This window comes from Mycobacterium innocens (assembly GCF_900566055.1).
GTDB lineage: Bacteria > Actinomycetota > Actinomycetes > Mycobacteriales > Mycobacteriaceae > Mycobacterium > Mycobacterium innocens.
In genome coordinates, this window is the sequence record NZ_UPHQ01000055.1 from 1 (window position 1) to 25,870 (window position 25,870).

Consider the following 25,870-nt stretch of genomic DNA (forward strand, 5'->3'; position numbering starts at 1 on the left):
CATCCCGGGTGGGGCCCAATATTCGTGACGACACGCTGACCCCACCGCGCAGCGGATCACCGCCCCAGATGGAGCCAAAATTCATGAAGAAAACCGACCCAACTGGGGCCAACTCAGGTGATCACACGCATCAAGGTGACGGGATGGTGATAATGCCGGCCGCCGGCTGACTACGGCAGCGAAGCGGCCGCCGGGTGCCGGTCGCAACCCGGCCGCGCAAGCCGCGTTCGCCGAAGTACTCCTATGACAGCCTCAAAGTGCGGATCACTGGATGGAATGGGTGACTTGCATGAAACGCCCGATTTCGCTTGCATGGTGCCAAAGTGACCGATAGGCGGTTTCGTGGCTGGTGAGCTGACCATGAGGTTGGAAGCGATGGCATCAGCCGCGCAAATTCTTGCGAATCAAAGTGATGATCTGAAAGCGGAATTAGACAGTATCACCGATGATTGGCGCGCATTGTCAGCGTCCTGGCCTGGTATTGCGGCATCGGCCTTCCAGCCGCCTTGGGAAGAGTGGCACCAGGGTGCAACAGCCGTCGCGGCCATCTTGTCTGAGCACTCGCAGCGGTTGCTACGTTCGCTGGACCTCATGCTCGACCACGAGACCATCGCGGTAAAAGCGGAATCGAATATCTTGAGCAGCCACCAGAACCAAGGCAGGAGAACACAAAAGCCGAGTCGGGGCGGACGGCTACTTATCCGGATCTGGACGCCAGACGACCTCCAGGTCCTCTTCGCGAACTGTGACCAAGGCTTGGGTGATACCGTGGGCGTCTGAGAATTCCACTTCGTAAGCAGGGGGCAGGTCGCCCTGTGAAGACTTCGTATAGTCCAACACGACCGCCCCCCTTGAACCGGCCGGAAGGTTGTACTCCAACAGTGGCCGCCGCAATTGGACTACATCGTGTTCTTTGGGTTTCATGTCATCAAACGCACGACTCCGTCATTGCCGCGTATCCATGCAAATGTTACGTCAATAATCTTTTCATTCGCTCCCGTGATTGAGATTACTTGATTGTATTTTATCCCATATTGTGTCACACCCGTTTGTACAGCTTTGCTATCGTTAATAACGATCTGCCTGGCAAGGTCGGATTCATTCTGGCGGGTGAAACCTAACGCCTGCTCGAACCATTTCGCCTTGGGGCCCCCACCGGGTGGTCTGGATCAAGTAAGTACCTGTCGAGCTTGTCAATGACACTTTCATGTGAAAGCCTGACGGCCCCCGCCTCGTCGATTGCGGCAGCGCCACCAGGGCTCGCCGTCTCGGCTGCGAAGACCCTCGCGCGCGCGGCGAGAAGTGGTCCCAGCTCGGATATCGACCGAGCGGCAGCACCGATCGCACTTGCAGTAGGCAGGGCCGACAACTCGGCCGCCGCTCGGAAAGCCCGGACGATTTCGGCGATGCGAGCCCCGGCGGCGGCCAGCCTACTGACATCGACCACCTTCGACACCGCTTCACTGGCTCCAGCGGTGAAAGGAATCAGCACCGCTGCAACAACTTCGGTGACCGCGGCCATTACTGCATCCGCGGGCGTCGAATGTGGCGGGACAGTCTCTTTTGCTCGCCGCCCTCACGATATCAGCTGTTATGCGATGTACTCGTCAACGGATAAGGTGAGTGTTGAAGCTGGGCTATTTATATCTAAGTATTGATGACCAGGGCCCTCAGCATCAATCAGGGGTTCTATTAGATCAAGGAGTTCCACTAGTTTTGCATCGTCGAGTCGCCACACTACGGTTCGCGACCTCTGCTCGATATCGGCCGCATTTTTCTGCCGGATTACTTGATGCTCAATTCCATCGATCTCGAAACTCGCTTGGCCGTTTTTTTGCGCTGAGATCACAGCCGAATTAAACATGCGCATTCCCGCACGATCCGCATAAGCTAGAATGGCTTCGTCGCCAAAGTAGCTATCGGCTTTCACGCGAAAGACGGCCATTCTGCTCCAATCATTTGTTAGGTGGGAGATCTCCGATAGGAATGTTTTTCCACCGAGAGTTCGGGGTATCATGAGGATTATAATCCCAATGCGCATTGTGCCATCGATCTCCAGGAAAGTAGCGCCATTCGCCACCGTTTTCGTCCCAGAGGCTCTGGCCGCCGAGGGGCTTTTCGCTAGGGCGACTGGCCGGTCCCACCTCCGGGTTCCCTTCCGTAGGAGGGGAAATGCCGTTCGGAGGCAACCCTCGGTTCGGTTGTGGGCCTGCCGGATCGGGGGCGGGCGGGGGCTCGCCTTCTACCTGGATGCCCAAGTCCCGCAAGCGTGCTCTGATCGCGGCTTGTCGCTCGAGGAGGGGTCCGCGGTCTGCGAGGCAGGCGTTGTAGGCGGCCTGTTCGTTGGGCAACACGAAGGTGCGTCCGCATCGGGCGTTGTAGGCAGCCATTTCGGCGTTGACGGCCTCCCAAGCGGCGCGCGCCGCGGGCGCGGTCATGTCTTTCGGGTCGACCGGCGCGGGTAGTTGCGGGTCTTGCTTCCAATGGTTGTCGACGGCGCGGATGGTGGCCCGGCTGTCAACCGGGCGCGCAGGCTTTGCGGGGACAGGCCGGACCAACTCGGTGACGGGCTGGTGCCACCCTGCGGGCGCCATGCCTACCAGCCGCGCGGCGCCGGTTTGCAGCTTGGTGGCGATGCTCTCGTTGGCGGCGTCCAGCCGAGCGACGCGGTGCGCGATGAAGCTGCGATGGATCTCTGCTTGTTGTTGACGGGCAAGCCGCTGCGCGGGCGAGTCCGCGGAGCGCGTGTCGGTGACCGACAAGTCTTCACCCACAACGAAGCCGCTGTCCTCGGCATCAGCGATGGCTTCCAAAGCCTCCGCACGCGCCCCGCGCAGAGTCTCACCGCCCCGGTGTGCAATATCAGCCATTTGGTGCGCATGGTCGACAGCAGGCAACACCGCCAAATTGTCGGAGTGGGCCATCTGCGCGGCCGATCCGGCGGCCTGCCCTTCCCATGCGGTCCCGTCGGGATTGGTCATCTGCTCGACATAGGCGTGTGCGGCGCGCTCCACCACTGCCGCGCGCGCCCGCCACTGCGCCGCAGCCTCGGTCAACATGTCGGCAGTCTGGTCAAACGCCTCTACCCGCGACCGTGTCAGTGGCCCCATAGCGGCCACACCGGTTAAAGCGCCTGAACCGGCGCGACCAACGTCAATGCAGCACTATTGACCTCATCCATGGCAACAAACGCCCCGGACGCCACGGTCAATGCCGCCGACGCCGCGGACAGGCGAGCGCCGAACACGCCGCAATACTCACCCCACGCGGCGTGCATCGCCGCGGCGGCCGCCCCAGAGGACTCCGCCGACCCACCCACACTGCCCACCGAAGACGCCACGCGCTCGGCATGCCCGCCGATGATCTCCGACGCGGCCCGCAACGCCACCGCAACCACATCCACTCTCTTGCTGCAACCTGCCACGCAAGCTCCCTACACTCGAACGCGATGATGCTGAACTCTAGCCGCTTGAGGATCAGCTCTCGACAATTTATTGGTCGTCAATCCCGGCCCGCGGCGCAAACCGCGATCCGCCAACAAACGCGGTACCCCAAAGGTTGACGACCAGGATGGCCTCATCCCGTAACGCCGTTTCGGCCGCTCCCCGCCTCGAGACCCGCTGTGCCCGACTGAGTTACCGATACGAGTCGCCGTGCCCGAAGCGCCGCGCTATGCCCCGGTGAGCGTCGACGCTATCAGCTGGTTCTCCCGTCGGCTTCCCTTGAGCGCGTGACTACGACAGACGTCGAACGGATCCCAGTCGGGGCCGTGTGCCGGCAGCGCGGCAGGATCGCTGATGACCTCGCCGGCCCGGAAGGCTTTGAGCAGGTCGCGTCCGAGAATGTGCGACGCGGTGCCGACACCGCCGCGCAGGGTGAACGCGATGCCGTAGAGGTACACCGTCGATGCTCCCGCCAGAAACAGGCCGTCGATCTCGGTGCGCGCCGACAGCCGGCGCCCGGGTCCGATCTGGTCCTTGGCCAGCTCGGGTCCGTACGGCATTCGCGACAGCGTGAAGCGTTCATGGGTCAGCGGCGTGGCCGATTCCTGCCACACCACATGACCATTCAGTTCCGGCAGCGTGTCCAGAACCCGCTCCATGACGGTCTCCTCGATTTCCGCCTTGCGCTCGATGTAGGTGGGCGACCACTTGTAGTCAGTGCCCTTCATGGGATCACCACCGCCCCAGAACTCGTATTCCGCGGGGACGGCCATGAAGGCTTCGATACTGCTGTGACCGGCCGCTCCGAAGTGTCGACGGCCACCGGTTTTCAGCGTCGGCGAGCTGATCGCCAACCAGCCCTGAGGATCCCACTGTCCCGCGTCGAGCATGTCGTAGGTCGTCTGGAAGTCGTAGCGGTCATGGAGGATGTAGTTCGTCGCCGGCCGCGTTGCGGAGATGTCGATATTGGCGGCGATGTAGGTGGAGAAAATCGAATGGGGGCGGCGGAAGTTCCGGATTCGTTCACGTGTGCGGCGGCGCAGATGCTCAGGCGCGATGAGGTCCTGGAAGGTGCGATGGGCATCGGCGTTGCTGATCACGACGTCGGCGCGAATGGTCTCGCCGTCGGTCAAGGTGACACCGGTAACCCGGCCCCCTTCGACGTCGATCGAGCGCACTCGTGCCTTCGTGCGCACCGTTCCGCCATGTCCGAGGATCACCTCGACGAGGTTGGCGGCGAGCACCTGACCGCCCTGGGTGGGGAAGTACGCGCCGGCCTTGAAGTAGTGCCGCAAGAGCACCGCCACCAGCAACGCCGGCGTCCGCGACGGCGGCGTGTTGTGCAGATGGATCAACGACAGCAGAGCGGCGCGGGCATGCGGGCCGAGCCGGTGGCGGTCGAACAGGCGGCCGATCGGCTGCTCCAGTGCCCGCACGATGGCGGCCAACTCGCGCGGGCGTCGGGCCAGAGGTAGTACGACCCGCACCGAGTGTGGGACGTCGTTGATGCGGTCGGCGCCCTCACCGATGACGCGCAGTTCCGCGACGCAGCTGCGGAGCCCGGTGGCGTCCGCCGGAAAGGTTTCGGCGAGGTTCTGGGCGAATCCGTCCCAGTTGGTCGGCACCCGGAAGGTGTGTTCGGGCAGCACGACGGTGTCCATCCCGTCGTCATCCAACCGAGACCACTCGATGCGGTCCTCGACTCCCAAGCCCCGAAGAACCGTCGGAATAAGGCCATCCGAACCGGGCACGCACCCGCCGACGTAGTGAACGCCACAATCGAACTCCCACTTGCCCTTACGTCGAAACACCTGAGAGCATCCGCCGAGAATCTCATGCTGCTCGAGCACCAGAACAGACTTGCCCGACGCCGCAAGACACGCCGCGCTGGACAAGCCACCCAGTCCCGATCCGACCACGATGACGTCGTAGCGGCGAGGACCGCCGGAGCGGGTGTCCTGCGCGGCCGCGACCAGCTCTGGCACCCGCGTGAGCTTGTGACGCGGGCGCCCCTCGGCGTGGCCGGCTCGGCGTTCGGTGAGATCGATCGAGTTCCACCCGGTCAGATCCACAACGTCTCGGCTACGCTGCCGTAGCCGCGCAGCAACCGCGGGACGATCGAGTGAGCGGTCGGTGGACAGCCGACCGGCATCGGCGTCGTCCAGGAGTGCCCGCACGGTGTCGCGGGCGCACTTCTTATTGGTCCCGATCACGCCTGTGGGTCCGCGTTTGATCCATCCCGTGACGTAGCTCCCCGGGCGCCGTACCACGCGGCCATCGAAGTGCTCGATGACGCCGTGAGTGTCGTCGAACGGCAACCCCGGCAAGGGATTTCCCCGATAGCCGATGGACCTGATCAGCAGGCCCGTCGGGATGACGTCCGTGGCGGCGGGCTGGGCCTTCGTCCGCGTCCAACGCAAGCCCTCGACCTTGTCGGTTCCCAGGACCTCTGTCGGCGTGCGCAGGAAGCGCAGTGCTATCCGTCGGCGTGCGTTCGGACGACGGTTGGCCGCGTACTGGACCAGGAGGTCGTGCTTGCGCCGGACTGGCCCATGGCCGTGCGTGTGCTCGGCGAGCGCCAACTCGCCCGCATCCACGGCGACCTCGACGTCGTCGAGTCGGCCGAGTTCCTCCAGCTCGGCGTTGGCGAATGCGGCATGAAGGTGACTCCGACGGCCCATGACGACGACTTCTCGAATTCGACTGTCTTCCAACGCCGCTAGGGCGTGTGGAGCTATGTCGTTGTGCCGCAACTCTTCTGGGTGCAGGCACAGCACCCGCGCTACGTCGAGAGCGACATTGCCGTTGCCGATGATCACCGCGCGCTCGCTGCCGAGGTCGACGGCGAGGTCGGCGTGATCGGGATGGCCGTTGTACCAGCCGACAAACTGACGCGCCGCTACGCTACCCGGCAAATCCTCGCCAGGGATGCCGAGAGCGCAGTCGCTGGCGGCACCGACCGCGTAGACCACCGCGTCGTACCATGCGGACAGCTCCTCGACGGTGACGTCGCGGCCAATCTAGACATTGCCGAAAAACCTGAATTCCGGACGCCTAGCAATAGCATCGAACAGCTGGCCCATCAACTTCTTCTCCGGGTGATCCGGAGCCACACCGGCTCGAACCAGTCCATACGGAGTCGGCAGCCGTTCGAACAGGTCGACCTCGACCGCGCGGTCGGTCAACGGCGCAGTGCGCCCGGCGACATAGGTGCCGCCGTCGACCCCGAGCAGGTGCCTGGCGGCATAGACGCCCGCCGGTCCCGCCCCCACCACGGCGACCCGAAGCCTCGCTGTACTAGCCACGTGCATCAGCTCCGAAGTAGTCCCGATTGACGTCCACGTAGTGGCGCCACCGTTCGGGGAGTTGTGCGGCGTCGAACACGGCGTCGACCGGGCACGCCTCAACACAGGCCGCGCAATCGATACATGAAGCGGGGTCGATATAGAGCTGTTCGGCCCGATCGAATTCCGGATCGTCGGGAGCGGGGTGGATACACCCGACCGGACAACTTTCCAGGCATGAATAATCAGCCACACATGGTGCTGCTATCACGAAAGCCATGACTACCTCGTCGCTGCTTGAGGGCAGATTTCCTCCAGTAGACCGCCTGGCCTGGTGAGGGTCGATCTCTCAAACGGGTTACCTGCCAACCCAAATCGGCTGCTGTCGGTGACGCCTGCCAACGTTGGACGAGAAAAATATGTGGTGCACTGCGCTGCAACGGATTCCCTGTCGGGCTGATCGAACACCGAGTGGAGCAGGGTGATGTGCAGGTGACAGCGACTCCGACGAGTTGAGCGGGTCACCGGTGCTATCTGAGCCCAAATATTTGCCGGGCAGCCAATCGAAAAGTGTTGTTCCGCTGACCCGCTCATCCGGCGGGCAGCTATGCGCTCAGCGGGTTCATCCAGCGAAGTCCGGGGAAACGCATGAAATCTGTGTCGGCAGAGGCTAATTCGACCCCGTGTTCGACCGCGAGCGCGGCTAGTTGGGCATCTGGCACGAGATTGCCCGTGATCTCGACTTGTTCGCACAGTCTCGCATAGACCCGCGCTGTGGTCTCGGTCGCGGGTGGGATCCACACCACTGGGACGGCGAGCCACTCCGCTACGTATCTTAAAGCGGCGGGGCCGGACAACGGATTCTCTGCGACTCTTGGATGGGTAGCGATTCGCAGGAACGCACCGATTGTCTGCCAGGGCAAGCCGACTCGGCTATCGCCGCCAAGCACTGCTTCTAACCAGGACGCGGCGGCGACGTTATGGGCGCTGCTCTCGTCGACGGCATACAGCAGCAAATTCGCGTCAACGATCATCGTCGAGCAGATCGAGCACGTCGGCGACGTTCGTGACGTCTACTTTCAGGCCGATACGCGAGGTCCGATGCTTGTACACGACCGACTTGGGTGGGGCCCCCCGGCTCATCCCTCTGCGCGCCAGCAGATTCAGGGCCTCGCTTAGGCCCATCCCCTCGCGGCGAAGGCGCTCGATCTCAGCGGCGACGTCGCTGTCAATCACCACTGTTGTCCGCACGGATCCGATAATAGCGGCGACCGCATCATGATGCATCACTGTCGGCATGGCCGTGCCTCGCGAATACATCGGTGCTCAGGAGTCGCCGAGGCGTCAGCTGGTGACACGTGTGGGGTAGCGCCAGCTCGGGCAGCGAGACCACCGGCCCGTCGGCGTACAGCAGCGCGTCGGTGAGCTCGAACAACTAGCGCGCGACGGTTGATAGGCGTCCCTGTACTGGCGGTACGGATCCATGCACGGCGCTCAACCGCATGTACCGAAACACCGCTTCAGCTCGATTGGATGCCTTCAACTTTCGCAGAATGTGCTTGACGTGCGTCTTGACGGTGCCCTCGGAGATCGCCAGATGCGTTGCGATCGCACCGTTGCTCTTGCCTTGGGACATCAGCGCCACGACTTCGATTTCACGGCGTGATAGCAGCGACTCGATGCCGGAATTGGCGGCCAGTGATGCGGCGATGGGGGGTGGCGCGGTGACGCCATCAGTCTGTGGCTGCGGGCGGCCGAGCTCGGTCCGGGCCGTGCACAGGTCATCGGCGGCGGTCGCGATGCCACGCACCATCCGTTGAATCTCGTTGCGCGCCGAGCGTAATCGCTCGCTGAGCGCCGTGCGCTGGAATGCGTAGCCGAACGCCTCGGCGAACATCCACAGCACCGCCAAGTCCTCGTCATCGACGTGCCGGCGGCTGACGTAGCAGTCGGCGTGCAGCAAGCCGATGATCCGTCCGTCGGGCATGATCGGCGCGGCGACATAGGATCGCGACAGCGACGCTTGCCCGATCGCGGCATTGGTGCGGCGAGCATGTTGCGCGTCTCGGACGAGCACCGGAGCACGGCGACGCATGATTTCGCTTTCAATGAGCGTGTGGTCGATGTGCATCGGATGGGCGCGCCCCACCCGGGCGATTTCGCTGGCCCACTCGGCGTCGGCCTTGACATGGACGCTTTCCACCCGCCACGTCGACTCCTCGACGCGCGAAACGATGGCGCGGTCAAAGCCGCACCGACACAGCTCGGCCGGCGCACGCTCGAGCATTTGCTCGATCGAGTCGACACCATGCAATCGCGACAGTGCGGAGCGGGTGGCAGCGTAACGGTCCTGCTTCTGCCTACCTTGGGCTTGGGCGACCTCCACTTGCAGATGGCAGATTTCGGTGAGCAACGCGATCATTGTCGAGTTGGTGGTGGCGACTTCGGCGAGGCGGTCGTAGGCCGACTTCAGGGCCGCTTGAATGCTCATGAAGTTGCGGTCGTCGTCGAGTGCGCCGACGTTGTCGAATCCCGGTAGCGTGGCGACCTCGTGCAGCGCGGAGACCACCCGGTCCCTCAATGGCTGATCGCGCAGGGGCTCGCCGACGAGAGACCAATCCCCAGCGTCGGCAACGCGGATGGAACAAACTTCCGGAAAACGCAGCACGTTTTCACCGGATCGGGGCCAGAAATCGGCGGTGCCGGGTGGATTTAAGGTGGCGGTACTCATGTGGCCAAAGCTACGGCGACGTGCGCCCCTTCAACATGGAAGCCGCTTCCAAATCTCACGCAGGGCACTGGAAGCCGGCCACAGGGCGGCGCTACGACGTTTGCGTGTCGGACTGGCCCGCGCTGGCCAGCCCGCCGGGGCTGAGGTTGGCACTGGCATCAGCCAAGCGTAACGCCACCTCAAGCTCGAGTCGGCGGTCGCTTAGCGAACGGCCGAGCAGGTCCTTCGCCTGTTCGACGCGGTACATCACGGTGTTTTGATGCACGCCCAGCCGTTCGGCAGTCTTCGACCAGCTCATCCCCTCCTCGAAGAAGGCGACAAGTGTCGCACGAAGCCTACGGCTGCGCTCAGTGTTCAAACTCAGCTCGCCAAGCTCTGCTTTGACGAACTGCCCCGCGGCCGACAGATCCTGGGTCAGCAGAGCGCTCAGCACCGTGTCGTGGTAGCGGGCGACGGTGCCCGACGGGTGGGAAAACACACCGCTCGCGCGGCGGCCGTCACGCGCCTGGCGATGGGACTGGATGAACCCGTTCAGCCCGTCGCCGATTCCCCCGACCGAGGCGAGAAGCGGCGCGTCGACCGACAATGCGCCGGGCGGGGAATCGGTCACGTTCGGGCCGCCCGTCCAAGCCCATACCATTGACGGGCCCGCCGGAACAACCAGTAGCTCGACGCCCAAGAGTTTGTGCGCGACCGCGGCGGCGGCACCTTTCAATGCCTGCAGCGCAGGTTTGTGTTGTGAGCGGGGATCAGCCCAAACCATCAGGGCGACGTGTCGTCGTTCCAGGTTGTATGCGAGCGCCGCGCTCGTCGCATGCAGATCAACTGGACGTCCCGCCACGACCGCGTGGACCAGTTCCGCGCGAACGGAGTCGGCGCTTCGTACCCAAAGCTCGCGTTCCCGCTGGTAGTAATCGACGAGGTCGCCGGAGACCTTTTCGCAGAATCCGTACAGGTACCGTGAGGCGGAATTGGCCAACTGCCACTTCACCTTTTCGGGAGCATCCAGCCGCTGCACCGCCTCACGTATTGCCGCGTCGCACATGCCCAACCCGATCACATAGCAGCGCGGAATCGCCGCGACGCTGATGCCTCGCTGCGCCAAGGTGGATACCCAGTTGAGGGTCACCTCCGGGGCCTGTGCCAAGGCCGGCGACTCGCACGTAGCGAATCCGCGCAGGACCGCCTGCACGTTGGGCAACGCGGCCTCGACCGTCAACTGCTCGAGGTCCTTGTCTTCGGGCTGGTGCAGTTCTGCGACCACCGCCACCGCGCGCAGGCCGATGCGCTCGGCTAGCTCGGCCACGTCAATCGATGCCGCGACCGCGGCGGCCTCCTGAGCGGCGACGTGTACGAGGTCCTGAGCCAATTACGCCCCTAGATCGCATAGACAAGGGTGACAGTAGCATTTTTGCGCTCCCCGACAGCCCGAAAGCCGCGCGGTTGCTCCTGGTTATGGTCAGCGACGGGTTGGAGGCGTCCAGCGCGCCGGCAGCGAGTGCACGCCGTGGATGAAATTGTTGATCTGGAACTCGGGCTCGCCAGCCAGCGTGATATCGGGTATGCGCGTGTAGATTTCGGTGAGGACCGCGCTGAGCATCTGACGCGCAAGGGTATTGCCGAGGCAGAAATGCGGGCCGCCGCCGCCGAAGCCAAGGTGATCGTTCGGGTTGCGAAGGATGTCGAACTTGCCCGGATTCTCGAACGCCTCAGCATCGCGGTTCGCCGAGCAGTACCACATCACGACGTGCTCGCCCTTTTTGATCTCGGCGTCGCCGATCGTCGTGTCCGCCGTGGCGGTGCGCCGGAAATGCATGACCGGACTGCTGTAGCGCACGACCTCCTCCACAGCAGTGCCCACCCGGGCGGGAAGGTCCTCAACCAGCAGATCGCGCTGGTCCGGGTGCTGCGCGAACAGCCGCACCGCGTGTGCGATGGTGTGGCGGGTGGTGTCGTTGGCGGCCGAACCCAGCAGCGAGAAAAACGACATTATTTCTTGGTCGTCGAGCTTCTTGCCCTCGAACTCCGCGTTGGCGACCCAGCTCATGAGATCGTCCTTCGGATTCTTGCGGCACTTCTTAGCCTGCGCGAGCGCGATAGCCTGAATGCGCATGGCTTCCTCTACGTGCGTGGTCAGGGCATCACGACCCAGCGCCATCCGCGGGTCGTCCCACGCCAGCATCCGCTCGGCCGCCTCCATGATGATGTGTTGCTCTTCGCTGTCGCGTTCGACGCCGAAGAAGTGAGCGAAGATCCGGCCGGGGACGTACTTCGCGTACAGATCGGCGAAGTCGCCCTCGCCGCGGTCAATGATCTCGTCCAAGCGCTCCCGTGCGGTTTGGGCAACCCAGTCAGCCAATTTCCGGATGTTGCGCACGGTGAAGGCCTGCTGAATCAGGCCGCGCAGCCTGCGATGGTCCTCGCCATCCATCACCAGAAACGACGCCGTGGCCCTGATGGCATCTATGGGCATGTCCTCCATCAACACGCCTAGGCCAGAGCAGAACAGCTCCTTGGTGCGGGAAACGTGGCGACAATCCGCGGCTTTGGTGACCGACCAGAATCCGGGCGTGTTCTCATCCGGTGGCAGCAATGTCGACTCGTACGGCCGGCTATAGGAGACGGGCCGCTCCGTGCGCAATCGCGCGAAGGCCTTATCCCGCTGCTCGAAGTCCTGTTCCCAGAACGACCTGGCGGCTAGGTCCAATTCGGGGTCCGTGATCATCAGGGGGTGTTCGGCAATTCTGGTCATGAAAGCAGGTTGCCACCGGCCGATTCGCCTGACGATCCGGCACACGGCGGAAGCACATCTCTCGTTGGGGGTGCCTGGTGGGGATAGGCGCACAACGCGACATCATCGATCACCTGCCGGCGTGCGGTCTGCCGACGCCACCGCGAGCGCGTGGTTGAAGATGCCCGACCCGGACAACGCCAGTCCACCGTCCACCACGATGCGCGCGCCCGTCACGAACGACGCCAGCGGCGATGCCAACACCACCGCCATGGCTCCGACCTCTTCGGCCGCGCCAAACCGGCCCAACGCGATGCCGTCGGTCCAGGCCTGGCGGCCAACCTGCGCGGCCAGCCGTTTCATTCCTTCCGTACCCTCGATCGGACCGGGAACGATGGCGTTGCTACGGATGCCGTGCGGGCCCCACTCCAGGGCGAGGTGTCGCACTAGGCTGTCGATCGCCGCCTTGGCGGCGCCGACGTGTGCCTGATACAGATACGGCGCGTCCGACTGACCCGCCGAGATGAACAGCAGGCTGCCGCGTGTTTCCTTGAGTTGATCGAATGCCGCATGCGCCGCGTGAAACGAGCCGAGCAGGTCGATGTCGATGACGGTTCGGAATCCATTGCTGGACATCTTCTCCGCGGGAGCCAAAAAGTTGCCGGCGGCCCCGCATACCACGGTGGATATAGGCCCAATATCGTTGCGCGCTTTGATAAATGCGGCTGACATCGCATCCATGTCGCGGACGTCGGCCACCGATATCGACACTGTTGCCCCGAGTTCACCGAGTTCTTCGGCGGCCGCCTCCAGGCGCTCGCGGGTGCGGCCACAGATCGCGATGTCGGCGCCCACCTGTGCGAAGCAGCGCGCTATGCCGAGGTTGATGCCGCTGCCACCACCGGTGATGAAAGCGGATGTGCCACTGAGCAGTTCCGGTGACAGGTAGCTGCTGATCGCTTTCATGCCTGCGCCGGCATACCGGCGGTGGGGGCGCGGTACTGGCGTTCCTGTGCGAGCATCAACTCGACGATGCGGCGCACTTTCAGGACTCCCGCGTCAGCCGACACACGGAATCCATTCGCGGCGCCTGCATAACCCACGGTGTCTCCGATCGTCTCGACGACGCCGACGTCGACCCGCATGACCCGCTCGAAGACGGCGTGTAACCCCTGTCCGACCTGCTCGTCGTCGAGCCTGTAGTTGCGCGCGAACTGCCAGAAAAGATGGGTGCTCCAAGGCGTTTCAGGCGTCACGGCTTGGATTCGGACCTGCCCGAAAGTCTGGCCGTCGGCGCCAAAGAGATCCCACCCTTCCACCAGCACGGCGGGCGAGATGAACGTGCCGTAATGCCGGCGGTGGTAATCGCGATCACGCGGTAAGCCCGTCGCCGCCGCTTCCCAGTCGGCCAACGGCGCCACAGGCATCTTGCGGGAGAACGTCACCGACGTCTCGGACACCTCGATTTCGTCGAGGGGCGCCACCGAGCCGATGGTCGGCGGCGTCTCCTGTGGGTGCACCCACGGGATGTGCGTCAGGTCGAGATAGTGCTCGTGCACCAGCATGTAGTTGGCGTTCACGCGAAGTGACGTGCCCGACGAAGCCCAATCCTGCCCGGTCAACCATGGCAGCGCGGGCACCGGCCGGCCTTCTGAGCGCCCGGGCGCGCCGAGCCAAATCCACACGAACGGAGCAACTTCACGGACGGGATAACGCGCAACGCAAGCTCCGTACGGCGGGCGGGGCTGCGACGGAACCTCCACGCAAGCGCCGGTCGGATCGTACTGGAACCCGTGGTAGCCACATTCGATGTTGTCGCCCTTGACATGTCCCTTGGAAAGCGGATAACCGCGGTGACCGCACTGGTCGGCGAGCGCAACGATCTCGCCTGACTCTTGCCGGTAGAGCACAACACGACGATCCAACAGCCGGCGGCCAAGAGGCGCTGTGCCGATCTCGTCACTGACGGCCGCCACGTACCAGCAGTCCCGGGGGTAGTTCGCGGTCATATGTCGAGCACCAGCTTTTCCGATAGCGACCGCGACACGCAAATCATCATGCAATCGTTCTCGGCCTTTTCGTCATCGTCGAGCACCGAATCGCGGTGATCGGGGCTGCCTTCCAGCACGGCCACCTCGCACGTACCGCAGATGCCCTCCATACACGACGCCAGCATGCTGACCCCTTTCGCCTTGATCGCCGCGAGGATTGATTCGCCAGGCCCGACGTCGACGGTGATGCCGGAGCGCTGGCATACGACCTGGAAGTTGTCGAGGGCTTCTTCGGACGGCGTGTGCGCATCTGGCTTGGCCGCGAATCGTTCGATGTGCAGCGCGTATTTCGGCCAGGACTGGCAGAACTGTTCGACGGCGCTGAGTAAGCCTTCGGGCCCGCAGCAGTACACCAGGGTGTCGTCACGCGGGCTGCCGAGGACGCTGGCAAGGTCGGGCATACCCTGCTCGTTCAGGGGCCAGATCGTCACCCGCTCACCGTATTTCGAGAGTTCATCCACGAAGGCCATCGATGATCGCTGTCGCCCGCCATACAGCAGGTGCCAGTCAGCTCCGTCCGCTTCCGCCGCCTCGATCATCGGCAGCATCGGGGTGATGCCGATGCCTCCGGCGATGAACTGGTATCGATTCGCCCGTTGGAAAGGGAAATGGTTGCGCGGACCGCGGACTTGGATCCGGCAACCCCGGTGCAGTTCGTGATGAACGTGCTTGGATCCGCCGCGGCCGTTCGGATCGAGCAGGACGCCCACCTTCCATCGCCGTCGGTCGAGCGGGCTCGAACACAACGAGTACTGTCGCACCAGCGAGTCGGTCAATATCAAATCGATGTGCGCGCCGGGGTTCCAGTCCGGCAGGTCGCCACCGGACGGCTCTTCGAGCACCAGGCCAACTACGTCGTCGGCGAGTTCTTCGCGTTCGGCGACGATCAGTTCGACCGTGCGCTCCTGCATCTGCGGAACTTGGCTCACCCGAACTCCTTTGACACGATCACTGTTAACCGCCTGTCATCGAAGCGTGCGGCGTGCGGCGTCGCGCAACAAGCCGTCGGAGGATGGACCGTTATACCCCGAATGGGAGTATTCGCGGGTTAGGCTCGATCGAGGAAGTCCTCGACGAGGGGAGCCAGCTCGTCGGCACTCGTCACAAGCCCGAGATGACCATCGTGGAAGACGTGCAACTCCGCGTTGGGAAGTAGTGCGCGCATGAGTCTTCCGTTCACCGGTGGAATGATCGGGTCATCGTCCCCGGTCAGGATCAGCGTCGGCTGCCGGATCAACCGGGCGAACGGAACGCTTGTCCAACCCAGCGCCGCGAGCTGCTGGTAGAACAGACCGCGCCGATCGTTGTGCATGTGCTCGAAGATGGCAAATGTCGGGGATCCCGTCCCGGCCTTGCCGCCATAAATCGTGGGCGCAACCTCACGGGCGTGGGTGGGATCGTCGAAGCGGCGCCGGGTAAGCATCTCGCGTACGACGCCCAGCCGCCCTGGTATGGGGGGGCCCAGAGTGCTACTGACCACGATCAGCCGGCGGCACCGGTGACCGTATCGAAACGCGAACTGCTGTGCCAGCGCTCCTCCCCACGAGACGCCGAGCACGTCGACGATCGGCACCTGCAGCGCATCGAGCAGGTGGCTCGTCAACCTCGCCGGCACGCGCATGCGGTACGGCCGCGAAGGTGTTTCGGACTTGCCTACCCCTGGGACGTCGAAGCGGATCACGCCGGTCTGGGGCCGCAGGGCATCGACGAAGGGTTGGAGTCCCTCCAGGCTCACCCCGAGACCGTTGCACAGCAGCAACGGCGGGCGGCTACCGTCGCCGTCGCGGACGGCGACCCGTAGCCGACGGCCGTCGACGTCGACGAAGCTCGTCGAGAAGTCCGGCTCTTCTTGGCCGCGAGCGGAATTCATCATTTTTCTCCCTACGGTGGGTTGCGGTATCCGGTCATTGCGACCGGTCGGTCGGTCGGGAGTTCGGGTTGGCACGTACACGTCATTCAGCGCGCTGCTTCCTCGCAGCGGGATCGGGCTGGCCGTCGAAGATGCACCGCTATACCCCGAACGCGACTATTGCGCGCTACTGCCGATCAAGGAATTCCTCGACGACAGGGGCGAGCTCGTCGGCGCTCGTCACCAGTCCCAGGTGACCGTCGTGAAAGATTCTGAGCTCAGAGTTCAGCAGCGCCTGGCGCAGCATCCTGCCGTTCACCGGCGGAATGACCGGGTCGTCGTCCCCGGTCAGGATCAGCGTCGGCTGGCGAATCAAAGGGGCAAAGGGAAGGCTGGTCCAGCCCAGCGCTGAGAGCTGCTGATAGAACAGACCGCGCCGGTCATTGCGCATGTGCGTGAAGATGGGAATTGACTGCTTTTCCGAACGAGCCTTGCCGCCATAGATCTTCGGCGCGATCCGCCGGGCATGTTCGGGGTCGTCGAAACGCCGGCGGGACAGCATTTCCGGGATCACCCGCGGGCGGCCGGGTATACCTCCCAACACACCCAGTGCGGTACTGACCAGGATCAGCCTGCGGCAGCGCTGACGATGTTGGAACGCGAACTGCTGTGCCAGCGCCCCTCCCCAGGAGACGCCGAGCACGTCCACCTGGGCAACCTCGAGGACGTCGAGCAAATGGCTTGTCAGCCGCGCGATTCCCCACATCCGATACGGCAGCACCGGGGTCGGCGACTCCCCGATCCCTGGGACGTCGAAGCGAATCACACCCGTCTGCGGCCGCAGGGCGTCGACGAACGGCTGGAGTCCCTCGAGTCTCACCCCGAGCCCGTTGCACAGCAGTAGGGGGGGACGGCACCCGTCGCCTTCTCGTACCGCGACCCGCACTCGGTGGCCGGCGACGTCAACAAACCGCGTCTCCAACTCCTGCTCCTGACGTGCGCCTGGTGTACTCATTGATCTCCTCTGTTAGCGGCGTTTGGCATTCGGCCGATACGACCGGGGTCTCGGTCGTTCCCGCACGAACAGGTCGCGTGGCGCGGACGTTACCCGCCCGGGGTGGCCACTTTGGGGCTGAAGACCCGGCCGGGGGAGGCAGTTCCTACGGATGGGAGATCGCCCACAAGCAAGGTGGTTCATAGCGTTGATTGGCGTGGATGCGCATCTTCGCTGTGTCCGGAGGAGAAGAAATGTTGGAATCGCTAGTCCAAAACGAGTTCGAGATCACTCTCCTGCACGTCATGCGGCGCATGCGCACCATGAATTCCCACATCGAAGTCGTCACGCTGCTCGATGCCGACGGGAACACCACTCGAACCACTTACGGCGACGTGGTTCGCAGGGCCGACAGGCTCGCCAACGCGCTGCATGGTTTCGGTGTGCGGCCCGGCGACCGGGTGGCAACGTTCGCGTGGAATACCCAGCAGCACTTGGAGGCTTATCTTGCGGTGCCCTGCATGGGTGCCGTCTTGCACACGCTGAACATCCGACTCTCCGACGAGCAGCTCGCCTACATCGTCAACCACGCGAAGGACCGTGTGGTCATCGTCGACGATTCGCTTGTTCCGCAGCTCGAAAAGGTCCTTCCCGAGATCGGCGGCGTCGAGCGGTTCATTGTGATCGGCGACGGCAGCAGTGGAAGCCTTCCCAACGTCTACCGGTACGAGGAGCTGATCGCCGACCAGCCTGACGGCTATGACTACCCCGAGCTCGACGGCCTCGCTGCGGCCAGCCTTTGCTACACGAGTGGGACCACCGGCAACCCGAAGGGCGTGCTCTACGGACACCGCTCCACGGTGCTGCACGCCATGGCCGAGTGCCTGACGGACACCCTCGACGTGCGTTCGAGCGATCGTGTCCTGCCGGTCGTTCCGATGTTCCACGCCAACGCATGGGGCCTGCCGTATACCTGCGGGATGATTGGCGCACCGCTGATCATGCCGAACCGTTTTCTGCAGGCCGACCCATTGACGAAGCTGATCGAATCCGAGCGTGTGACGTTCGCCGCTGCCGTGCCGACAATCTGGAGCGACGTGCTGCGCAAGGCTGACGACAACCCGGAGGCACTGTCGACACTGCGGCGCGTCGTGTGCGGCGGAGCGGCTGTGCCGAGATCGCTGATGGAACGATTTGAAGAGGCGTTCAGCACGCCGCTCATCCAGGGATTCGGCATGACCGAAACCAGTCCGCTGGTAGCGATTGCCGAAGCACCGGCCGGTGCGACGGGCGAGGAGCTCTGGCGCTATCGATCGAAGACGGGACGCATCACCCCGCTTGTCGAGGCCCGGATCGTCGACCCATCCGGAAACGAGCTGCCATGGGACGGCGAGCAGGCGGGCGAGCTCGAGCTCGCGGGCCCATGGATCGCGTCTGGCTACTACCTCGACCAGCAGGCGGGGCTGGAGAAATTCCATGACGGCTGGTTGTGCACCGGAGACGTCGCAACGATCGACGCCTTGGGATATATCCAAATCACCGACCGCGCCAAGGACGTCATCAAGTCTGGCGGCGAATGGATTTCGTCGATAGAGATGGAGAACGCGCTGATGTCGCACCCGGCGGTGCTCGAGGCTGCCGTGATCGCGAAGCCTGACGAGCGCTGGACCGAGCGACCATTGCCGTGCGTAGTGGTCGACGCCGCCGAGTGCGCAACGCCTGAAGCGCTCAACGATCACCTCAAGGCCCAGTTCGCCAAGTGGCAGCTCCCCGACGAGTACGCCTATATCGTTGACATGCCTAAAACCAGCGTCGGCAAGTTCAACAAGAAGGAGCTGCGCAAACTGCTGTCCGACGGGCAGCTACCCGGCCGGCAGCCGGTCGTCGCCAAGGATTCCACCAAGACTTGATCGGACAGCTTTGCGGCTCAACGTGATTGCTTACGCGCCACGCCGCTGACGGCTTGCTGTCGCGCGTCGCTAAGCTAAGTGGTCGCGCCCGTAAGTTCGTCGGGGTCAGGCTGATCCCGACGAGTACGGCGCACTGCGGCGCCCTGCCGCCGGCCGACAGAGTATGGGGTGGACGCGTGCGGGGATCGCACACAACAAGGCCCGGCGGTTGGGCTTGCTCGAAGTCGTTGTGCACGCATGCGAATTCGCCGCCGGAGGTGCCCGAAGGCTGACCGACCCCTGAAGTCAATCGGGTTCGTCGTCGTCGGGTGGGAAGAGTTTCTCGGGGTGATGGAAGGTGTTGACCCGCGGTTGGCCGTGATCGAGGTGGGCCGGTGGGAGCCATTCGGTGTCGCCGTGGGCGTTGATGCGGGTCGTCCAGCCTTTTTCGGCGAGGCGGTTATCCGGGCCGCAGGCCAGGGTGAGGTCGCCGATGTCGGTGTAGTGGGTGTTCGTCCAGCCGCTGATGTGATGCGCCTGGGAGTGGTAGGCGGGCGCGTCGCAACCCGGCTTGGTGCAACCACCGTGTTTGGCCAGCAACATCATTCGCTGCGCCAGGTTCGCGAAGCGTTGCGTGTGAAACAGCGCCAAGGGCTTGGCCTGATCGAACACCGCGAGATAGTGATGCGACGTCGCGGCCCAACGGATCACCTGCGCCAGCGGCACCCGGGTGCCCCCGCCGGTACGGGCCTTACCCGCCCCGGCCTCCAAATCCTTCAACGTCGTCGTGACGATAATGGACACCGGTAGCCCGTTGTGGGTGCCCAAGTCCCCGGAGGCAAACAGCGCGCGCAGGCCGGCGATCAGCGCGTCATGCTGGCGTTGGGGTTGGCTGCGGGTGTCGCGGCGGGCCACGTCGTCGTCGGGGTCGAACACCGGGGTGTCGTCGTCGGGATGGCACGCGCCGGGGGCGGCCAGTTTGGCCCAGGCGGCTTCGATCAACGCTCGTAATTCAGGGGTGATCAGGCCGCTGAGGCGCGACATCCCGTCGTAGTCCTGCCGACCCATTACCAGGCCGCGTTTGCGGGCGCGTTCCTCCTCGGTGTAGTCGCCGTCGGGGTGCAGCAGCGCCATCAACTCATGGGCGTATTTGGCGACCTGGTCGGGGCGAAAGTCGCAGGCTTTGCCGGCCAGATCGTTTTCGGCGGCCTCGCGGGTGCCGGCGTCGACGGCGGCGGGCAGATGGGCAACAAAGTCACGGATCACCCGGATGTGCGCGTCCCCGATCAGGCCGTCGCGCTGGGCGGCGGCGGTCGCGGTGAGCTTGGGCGCCAACGGTTCCCCGGTCAGCGCGCGGCGCTCACCGAGGTCCTCGGCCTCGGCGATCCAGCGGTTGGCTTCGGCTTTGGTGATCCGCAGCCGATCGGCCAATGCCGCGGGGAGTTTGCCGCCGAGTTCTTCTTCGCCGGCCTGGGCGCACAGTTGGTTGATTAGCGCGTGGCGCACCGATCGTGAGCGGCGTTCCCGGCGTTCCAGGCGCTCCATCACCCGCAGCAGCTCCGGAGTGGTCAGCGCATCAAACGTCAACCCGCACAACTGGTCCTGGGTGTCGTCAGACGCATCGAGGACCGCCACGATCTCCTCACGCGTGCTCGCTGACATACCCCGGATTCTACGAGGGGGCACCGACACGTTCTGATCGGCGCGGAGGCCCAAACCTGTTGATATCGCTGGCGATATCGCGTTTCACGACCGAGTGCCGCCCAGCTCGCGTTACTGAAGTGACGGCTGGGACGGCGCTCCGCAAACCGCGGCATCAATGTCCGCGGCGTCCGGCGCGCAGTCACCGGCACCGCGCACCAGCGTGGCCAACGCACTTGCCGGATGAATCCGCGGCCCAAAGACCAAGCCTGCCGCGCCGAACTACGACAAGAACCGGCGGCGTCTGCTACGCGCGTGGTTCTGACAGCAGCGCGCCGAAGATGTGGCGCTCGACTTTCTGCGTGAGATCGATATGCACATGCTTGGTCTCGGTGTACTCGTCCAGCGCGTGCGGCCCGAGCTCGCGGCCCAAACCGCTTTGCTTATAACCGCCAAACGGCAGTGCCGGATCGATCTGGTGCCAGTTGTTGATCCACACTGTGCCGGCGCGTAGCTGCGATGCGACTTCGAGCGCTCGTTCATAGTCGGTACTCCACACCCCGGCGCTCAAGCCGTACTGAGAATCGTTGGCCTGCCGGATCGCGTCGGCTTCATCGGTGTAGCGCAGGACGCACAGGACCGGCCCAAAGATCTCCTCCCGCGCGACTTCCATATCATTGCTGACTTCGGCGAGGATTGTCGGCTCGATCCAGTAGCCCTTCGTGAACCGCTCTCCCAGCGGCGCGCCACCACCGAGAACGACCTTGGCGCCGCTCTGCCTCGCGCTGTCCAGGAATGCCAGCACCCTGTCGCGCTGTCTGGCGGAAATGACCGGTCCCACATCGGTATTGAAGTCATTGGTATCCCCGAGCTTGAGCGCCGACGCGCGGTCGACGAGGCGGTCCACGACGAGGTCATACATCTTGTCCGATACAAGCAAACGGGTGCCCGATTCGCAGATCTGGCCGGAGTACAACATGCAGCCGAACAATGCCCCGTCGATGGCGACGTCGAGGTCGGCGTCGTCGAGCAGCAGCTGCGCACCCTTGCCGCCGAGCTCGAGGGAAACCTTCTTCACGGTTCCCGATGCCAGGCGCATGATTTCGCGGCCGACCGGTGTCGACCCGGTGAACGCCACCTTGTCGACGTCAGGATGTTCGGCCAACCTGGCCCCTACTTCCGCGCCGGGGCCGGTGACAAGATTGATGACACCGTCGGGCACCCCGCATTCGTGGGCAATCTCGCACAGACGCAGCAGCGTCAACGGAGTCTTTTCGTCGGGCTTGATGACCACCGAGTTGCCGGCCGCCAGCGCTGGGCCGATCTTCCAAATGCCCAGCAGCAGAGGGAAATTCCAGGGCACGATCGTGGCGCAGACACCGAGAGGCTCATGGCGGATCACGTTCGTCGACAGCGTCGGAATGGCGGGCGTCGGCACCTGCCGCTCCCACTGGTAAGAGGCAGCAAGCTCGGCGAAGTACGAGAAGTGCGGCGCCGCATAGCCGACATGGAAACCCATCGCCTGCCGCACCGTGGCGCCGTTGCCGTGGATCTCCAGCTCGACGAGGTCCTCGATCTCACTGCCTAGGCGCTCGGCGATCTCCGTCATCACCTTCGATCGGGCGGCAGGGCTCAGGCGCGACCACGAGCCCGACTCGAATGCCGCGCGCGCCGCAGTCACGGCGGCGTCGGCGTGCGCGGCCGTTCCCCGGGCTATCGTGGCATACACTTCCTCGGTCGCCGGGTCGCGGATCTCGTCCAACTCGTCCGAGTCGACATGCTTTCCGTTGATGAACATTTGATAGTGCTTGATGTCCGTTGCCACGTTGACGCCTCCGATTTCAAGTCGGGATCAAGTCAACAGGGGGGCACCGCGAAGCACTATCGCCCGAACGGAGGGTTCGGGTAACTCACCTGCCGGAAACAAGCTTGTGTCCCGCTCTGTCGGTCTGGGCAATGATCCGGAAAGGAGACGAAAGCACCCCGTTCGGGGAGCAGCGATCGAAGTGATGACCGCGATATCTTCGGCCATGCCGCTTTTGGCGACGAGCCAGTCGACGATTTCCTAGCCGACACAAGGCTCACCCGATCCGCGGTGCGGAGAAAGAGATTCCAACCATGTTCGAGGTAATCGGCAGCTACCTCACGATCATCGGGTTCTGCCTGGCGATTCTGAGTCCGGTGCTCATCGCGGCACTCATCACCGGGTTCCACGCTTACACCGACTGGCGGCGCGCAGACCTGCCGCGGCAAGGAATCCTGGACCGGCTCGGATCGGGGCCGAGACCAAAGCTGGTCCTGATCCGCGCGCCCGGCGGTTACGGCAAGAGCACCGTCGCCAAGCAGTGGGTCAAAACTCTCACCAAGCAGAAAGTGAAAACCGCATGGTTGGCTGTAGATAGCGACGACAACAACGCGGTCTGGTTTCTCACTCACCTGATTAAGGCGGTCCGGGGTACCCTCCCAGAACTTGCTGACAGGCTCCAGCAAGAATTCGAAGGTCATTTGGAAAATGTACAACAACATGTCCTTTATGCCTTTCTCCATGGCCTACATTCCGAAAAACAAACCCTCGCCCTGGTAATCGATGATTGGCATCGGGTGGACAATAGCGAGACGATGAACGCATTGGCGTACTTGATTGAGAATGGCTGCCATCACCTACATTTGGTTGTCACAAGTCGTACGCGTGATGGCCTTCCGCTCGATGCGTTGTCGGCCCAGGGGGAGCTCACAGAAATCGACGAGTCACTTCTCAAGTTCGATATCGACGAATCCCGGGCGCTGCTGGTCAAGCGACGCGGCCACAAGCTCACGCCCGCCAACGTCGCCGAACTCGAGGAGTCCACCGGCGGACGGGCCGCCGCCCTGCAACTGGCGTCCTTGTCGCTTCGCGACCAGGCCGACCCGTCCGCGCTCATCGAGAATCTGACCGGGCGACATGAAGCACACGAAGCAATAGATGACTATTTGGCGGCCAACATCTTAAACAGCCTTGAGCCGGATCTCCTCAATTTCCTGATGTCGACCTGCGTCACCACACAGATCTGCAGCGGGTTGGCGACTGCGCTCACCAATAACCAGGACAGCCAGGGCCTCCTCGAAGAGATCGAAAAGCGCAATCTATTCCTGCGCAGGATCGATGCTAAAGGATCGTGGTTCCAATATCATGACCTGTTCGCCGACTTCCTGTTGCACCGTCTCGAGCGTGACGCGGCTGACCGCATACCGGGGCTACGCCGCCGAGCCGCGCAGTGGTTCATCGAACACCAGATGCTCAGCCAGGCCGTCGATCAGTTGCTCCTCGCCGGCGACGCACGGCAAGCGGTCGACGCTGTCGAGCAGGCGGCCGGGGATCTGCACGAACAGAACCAGATGCATACGTTGATCGGGCTTGCGGCCAAGTTGCCGGCGCAATACGCCGACGTGCGCCCCAGGCTGCAGGCAGACCTTGCCTGGGCGAACGTTGCACTAAGCCGCTCGGCGGGGGTCCTGGAAGCGCTTCGATTGGCTGAGAACGCCATCGACTCGGTTCCGAGCGATCAAGCCGGCGACCTGCGCGCCGAATTGGACCTCATTGTCGCGATACTCGCCGCTTTCCAGGATCGCGTCCACCCCTCCGCCGATGCCGTGGTTCAGGCATGTGTGGGCCGGGCCGATACGCTTCGCCCCTGGATTCTTTGCCGCGCAGCCGATCTCGCCTCATTTTGTGCGCTTCGGGTATGGGACTTCGATGACGCGCTGCGGTGGCAGACGTGGGCACGCCCATTCCATCAGCGAAAATCCGGGGCACTCAGCGTTACCTACGGATACTGTCTTGCCGCGATCGCCGCGAACGAGCAGCTCGACGTCGCCGGCGCCGAAGCGCACCTGCGACAAGGCATCCGCATCGCGCTGCTGCCATCCGGTCGCCCCACCTACATCGCCAAGATCGCCGGCTCCTTGCTGGGGCAGCTTCTCTACGAACGCGGTCAACTCGACGAAGCCGAGGCATTGCTCGACGACGCCTACGAACTCGGCGCCGAGGGCGGAATCGTCGACATCATGTTCGCGACATTCGGGACGGGGGCACGGCTGAAAATGGCGCGCGGCGACAAGACCGCCGCAGACCGCCGTATTGCCGAAGGCCTGGAAATCGCGACAGCAGCGCGACTACCACGACTCGAAGCTCGCCTCATTTATGAACGGGTCCGATTAGCCGCGATGTCGACCGAAGAGATCGACGAGGGGCTCGCTGCGCGAGTCATGGGTCAAAGTGCACAAGCACTCGACGGAATCGGCTACGAGACAGCCGAACTCAGGGAAGACTCACAAATCCGACTGCTCCTGCGCGACGGCAGCCACTCAGCGCTCAGTGCAGCTTGCGAGCGGGCCCGCGCCCAACTTGGTCATGTCGACCAGGGCAAGCGCCCGCGTGCACACCTTGGCGCCACGCTCCAATTGGCGCTCTGCCTCTCGATAGCTGGCGAAACCCACGAAGCGCAGCGCGTCCTAGCGCCGGCGCTGAGAACCTGCGCCGCGCTTAGATTTAGCCGATTGCTCATCGACGAGGGACCGCAGCTGCTTCGCCTCGCGCAGGACACCGCGGCAACAGATGAATTCAGTTCATCTGACCCCGCGTCAAAATGTGTCCAGGATTTCGTGTCAAGTACGGCGGCGTCGAATATGGCGGCTTCGCTTAAGATCTCAACCGTCTAAAGCGTGTCGAACAATTCTGGTGAATGTTCGGCACCGCCCTTCTCGGGCGTCGTCGGCTCAGGCCGCTGGTGCGGCGTGAACGTCGGTTCCCGCGTCATTCGGGCGGGTTTCACCGGCACGCGAAGGGTGTCCCCCTGCCCTGCGGACGGGAGGTGCCCCCAGGTCAGCGCCGTCCCGTCGGCGGGCTTTGGTGGCCCGGCCCCGCTGCTTGGGGTCCGGAGGTCCAGGTGAGGGTCAATATGATAGGCCTCGGCCCAGCGGGCGAGGTTCGCCGCTGCGTCGGCGTCACGATCTATAAACCGAAGTTAATCCGGGTTTTGGCGTGGATCTGGGGTGTGAGCTGCGGTTCAGTCTGTTGACCCGCAAGAAATGTAGACAAAATAGAGTGTGTCGTTCACGGGATTTCTTCGTCGGGATGGCTAGGATTACCTATATGTCACGCCGTAACGAGAAGGTGCACGTAGCCAAAGTGCGCAGGGCTCACGTGACCGGCTCCGGTGAGAAGCGTTGCTACGAATCGGTGTATCTGCGCCGTACGTTCCGCCAAGGCGGCAAGGTG

Annotated in this window: 22 protein-coding genes and 1 pseudogene; 3 read left to right on the plus strand and 20 right to left on the minus strand. The window is 63.6% G+C overall.

Annotated features, from left to right (window positions below):
• Window positions 1-342: 342 nt before the first annotated feature.
• Window positions 343-780: a WXG100 family type VII secretion target gene (locus EET03_RS06835; protein ID WP_082274851.1), complete on the plus strand. Its 438-nt coding sequence runs from the start codon at window positions 343-345 to the stop codon at window positions 778-780.
• On the opposite strand, the gene EET03_RS06840 is transcribed toward EET03_RS06835, so the two are convergent.
• The 18 genes and pseudogenes from EET03_RS06840 to phaZ all read right to left on the minus strand — a co-directional run bounded on the left by EET03_RS06840 (window position 694) and on the right by phaZ (window position 17,104).
• Complete coding sequence (locus tag EET03_RS06840) at window positions 694-924, minus strand: DUF4926 domain-containing protein (protein ID WP_082274850.1); 231 nt, start codon at window positions 922-924, stop codon at window positions 694-696. The two genes, EET03_RS06835 and EET03_RS06840, sit on opposite strands and share 87 nt — an antisense overlap.
• Before the next feature lie 667 nt (window positions 925-1,591).
• Entirely contained in the window at window positions 1,592-1,945 is a 354-nt protein-coding gene (locus tag EET03_RS06850; protein WP_075544526.1) for a hypothetical protein, read from the minus strand.
• A 10-nt stretch (window positions 1,946-1,955) separates the two neighbouring features.
• Window positions 1,956-3,059: a hypothetical protein gene (locus EET03_RS06855; RefSeq protein ID WP_244232261.1), complete on the minus strand. Its 1,104-nt coding sequence runs from the start codon at window positions 3,057-3,059 to the stop codon at window positions 1,956-1,958.
• A gap of 65 nt (window positions 3,060-3,124) precedes the next feature.
• Window positions 3,125-3,424 carry a hypothetical protein gene (locus tag EET03_RS06860; RefSeq protein WP_136625653.1) on the minus strand — a complete coding sequence of 100 codons (300 nt, stop codon included), beginning with the start codon at window positions 3,422-3,424 and terminating at the stop codon, window positions 3,125-3,127.
• Window positions 3,425-3,670: 246 nt separating this feature from the next.
• Complete coding sequence (locus EET03_RS32625; RefSeq protein ID WP_321182640.1) at window positions 3,671-6,415, minus strand: FAD-dependent oxidoreductase; 2,745 nt, start codon at window positions 6,413-6,415, stop codon at window positions 3,671-3,673.
• A 48-nt stretch (window positions 6,416-6,463) separates the two neighbouring features.
• Entirely contained in the window at window positions 6,464-6,748 is a 285-nt protein-coding gene (locus tag EET03_RS32630) for a hypothetical protein (protein WP_321182639.1), read from the minus strand.
• Window positions 6,741-7,007, minus strand: coding sequence for a 4Fe-4S dicluster domain-containing protein (locus EET03_RS32635; protein WP_075544524.1), 267 nt, complete (start codon window positions 7,005-7,007; stop codon window positions 6,741-6,743). Before EET03_RS32635 ends, EET03_RS32630 begins: the two co-directional genes overlap by 8 nt.
• Before the next feature lie 325 nt (window positions 7,008-7,332).
• Window positions 7,333-7,761 (minus strand): TA system VapC family ribonuclease toxin, encoded by a 429-nt coding sequence (locus EET03_RS06875; RefSeq protein ID WP_075544523.1) that lies wholly within the window; start codon window positions 7,759-7,761, stop codon window positions 7,333-7,335.
• The gene (locus EET03_RS06880) at window positions 7,751-8,026 is read right to left on the minus strand and encodes a CopG family transcriptional regulator (RefSeq protein WP_244232262.1); all 276 of its coding nucleotides are present in this window, start codon (window positions 8,024-8,026) and stop codon (window positions 7,751-7,753) included. Before EET03_RS06880 ends, EET03_RS06875 begins: the two co-directional genes overlap by 11 nt.
• Window positions 8,027-8,162: 136 nt before the next feature.
• The gene (locus EET03_RS06885) at window positions 8,163-9,458 is read right to left on the minus strand and encodes a LuxR C-terminal-related transcriptional regulator (protein WP_075544522.1); all 1,296 of its coding nucleotides are present in this window, start codon (window positions 9,456-9,458) and stop codon (window positions 8,163-8,165) included.
• A gap of 91 nt (window positions 9,459-9,549) precedes the next feature.
• On the minus strand, window positions 9,550-10,827 hold the full coding sequence (locus EET03_RS06890) for a PucR family transcriptional regulator (RefSeq protein ID WP_075544521.1): 1,278 nt from the start codon (window positions 10,825-10,827) through the stop codon (window positions 9,550-9,552).
• 90 nt (window positions 10,828-10,917) lie between these two features.
• On the minus strand, window positions 10,918-12,210 hold the full coding sequence (locus EET03_RS06895) for a cytochrome P450 (RefSeq protein ID WP_075544520.1): 1,293 nt from the start codon (window positions 12,208-12,210) through the stop codon (window positions 10,918-10,920).
• 102 nt (window positions 12,211-12,312) lie between these two features.
• Window positions 12,313-13,155, minus strand: coding sequence for an SDR family oxidoreductase (locus EET03_RS06900; RefSeq protein ID WP_075544519.1), 843 nt, complete (start codon window positions 13,153-13,155; stop codon window positions 12,313-12,315).
• Entirely contained in the window at window positions 13,152-13,811 is a 660-nt protein-coding gene (locus EET03_RS31240; RefSeq protein ID WP_244232263.1) for a hypothetical protein, read from the minus strand. The genes EET03_RS06900 and EET03_RS31240 overlap by 4 nt, the downstream gene beginning before the upstream one ends.
• Window positions 13,812-13,940: 129 nt before the next feature.
• A pseudogene (locus tag EET03_RS32940) lies at window positions 13,941-14,198 on the minus strand (Rieske 2Fe-2S domain-containing protein); the annotation flags it as partial.
• Window positions 14,195-15,169 (minus strand): PDR/VanB family oxidoreductase, encoded by a 975-nt coding sequence (locus EET03_RS06910; RefSeq protein WP_244232264.1) that lies wholly within the window; start codon window positions 15,167-15,169, stop codon window positions 14,195-14,197. The gene EET03_RS06910 and the pseudogene EET03_RS32940, both read right to left, overlap by 4 nt.
• Before the next feature lie 119 nt (window positions 15,170-15,288).
• Complete coding sequence (locus tag EET03_RS06915; RefSeq protein ID WP_075544530.1) at window positions 15,289-16,110, minus strand: alpha/beta fold hydrolase; 822 nt, start codon at window positions 16,108-16,110, stop codon at window positions 15,289-15,291.
• 166 nt (window positions 16,111-16,276) lie between these two features.
• Entirely contained in the window at window positions 16,277-17,104 is an 828-nt protein-coding gene (gene phaZ / locus EET03_RS06920) for a poly(3-hydroxyalkanoate) depolymerase (protein ID WP_075544516.1), read from the minus strand.
• Between the two features lie 233 nt (window positions 17,105-17,337).
• Here phaZ and EET03_RS06925 point away from each other — a divergent pair, with 233 nt between their 5' ends.
• The gene (locus EET03_RS06925; protein WP_075544529.1) at window positions 17,338-18,993 is read left to right on the plus strand and encodes a long-chain fatty acid--CoA ligase; all 1,656 of its coding nucleotides are present in this window, start codon (window positions 17,338-17,340) and stop codon (window positions 18,991-18,993) included.
• A gap of 285 nt (window positions 18,994-19,278) precedes the next feature.
• Here EET03_RS06925 and EET03_RS06930 read toward each other — a convergent pair whose 3' ends face one another.
• Entirely contained in the window at window positions 19,279-20,634 is a 1,356-nt protein-coding gene (locus tag EET03_RS06930; protein WP_075544515.1) for an HNH endonuclease signature motif containing protein, read from the minus strand.
• A 286-nt stretch (window positions 20,635-20,920) separates the two neighbouring features.
• Window positions 20,921-22,411, minus strand: coding sequence for an aldehyde dehydrogenase family protein (locus EET03_RS06935; RefSeq protein WP_075544528.1), 1,491 nt, complete (start codon window positions 22,409-22,411; stop codon window positions 20,921-20,923).
• A gap of 320 nt (window positions 22,412-22,731) precedes the next feature.
• On the opposite strand from EET03_RS06935, the gene EET03_RS06940 reads away from it, so the two are divergent.
• Window positions 22,732-25,311 (plus strand): winged helix-turn-helix domain-containing protein, encoded by a 2,580-nt coding sequence (locus EET03_RS06940; protein ID WP_075544514.1) that lies wholly within the window; start codon window positions 22,732-22,734, stop codon window positions 25,309-25,311.
• The last annotated feature ends 559 nt before the right edge of the window (window positions 25,312-25,870 follow it).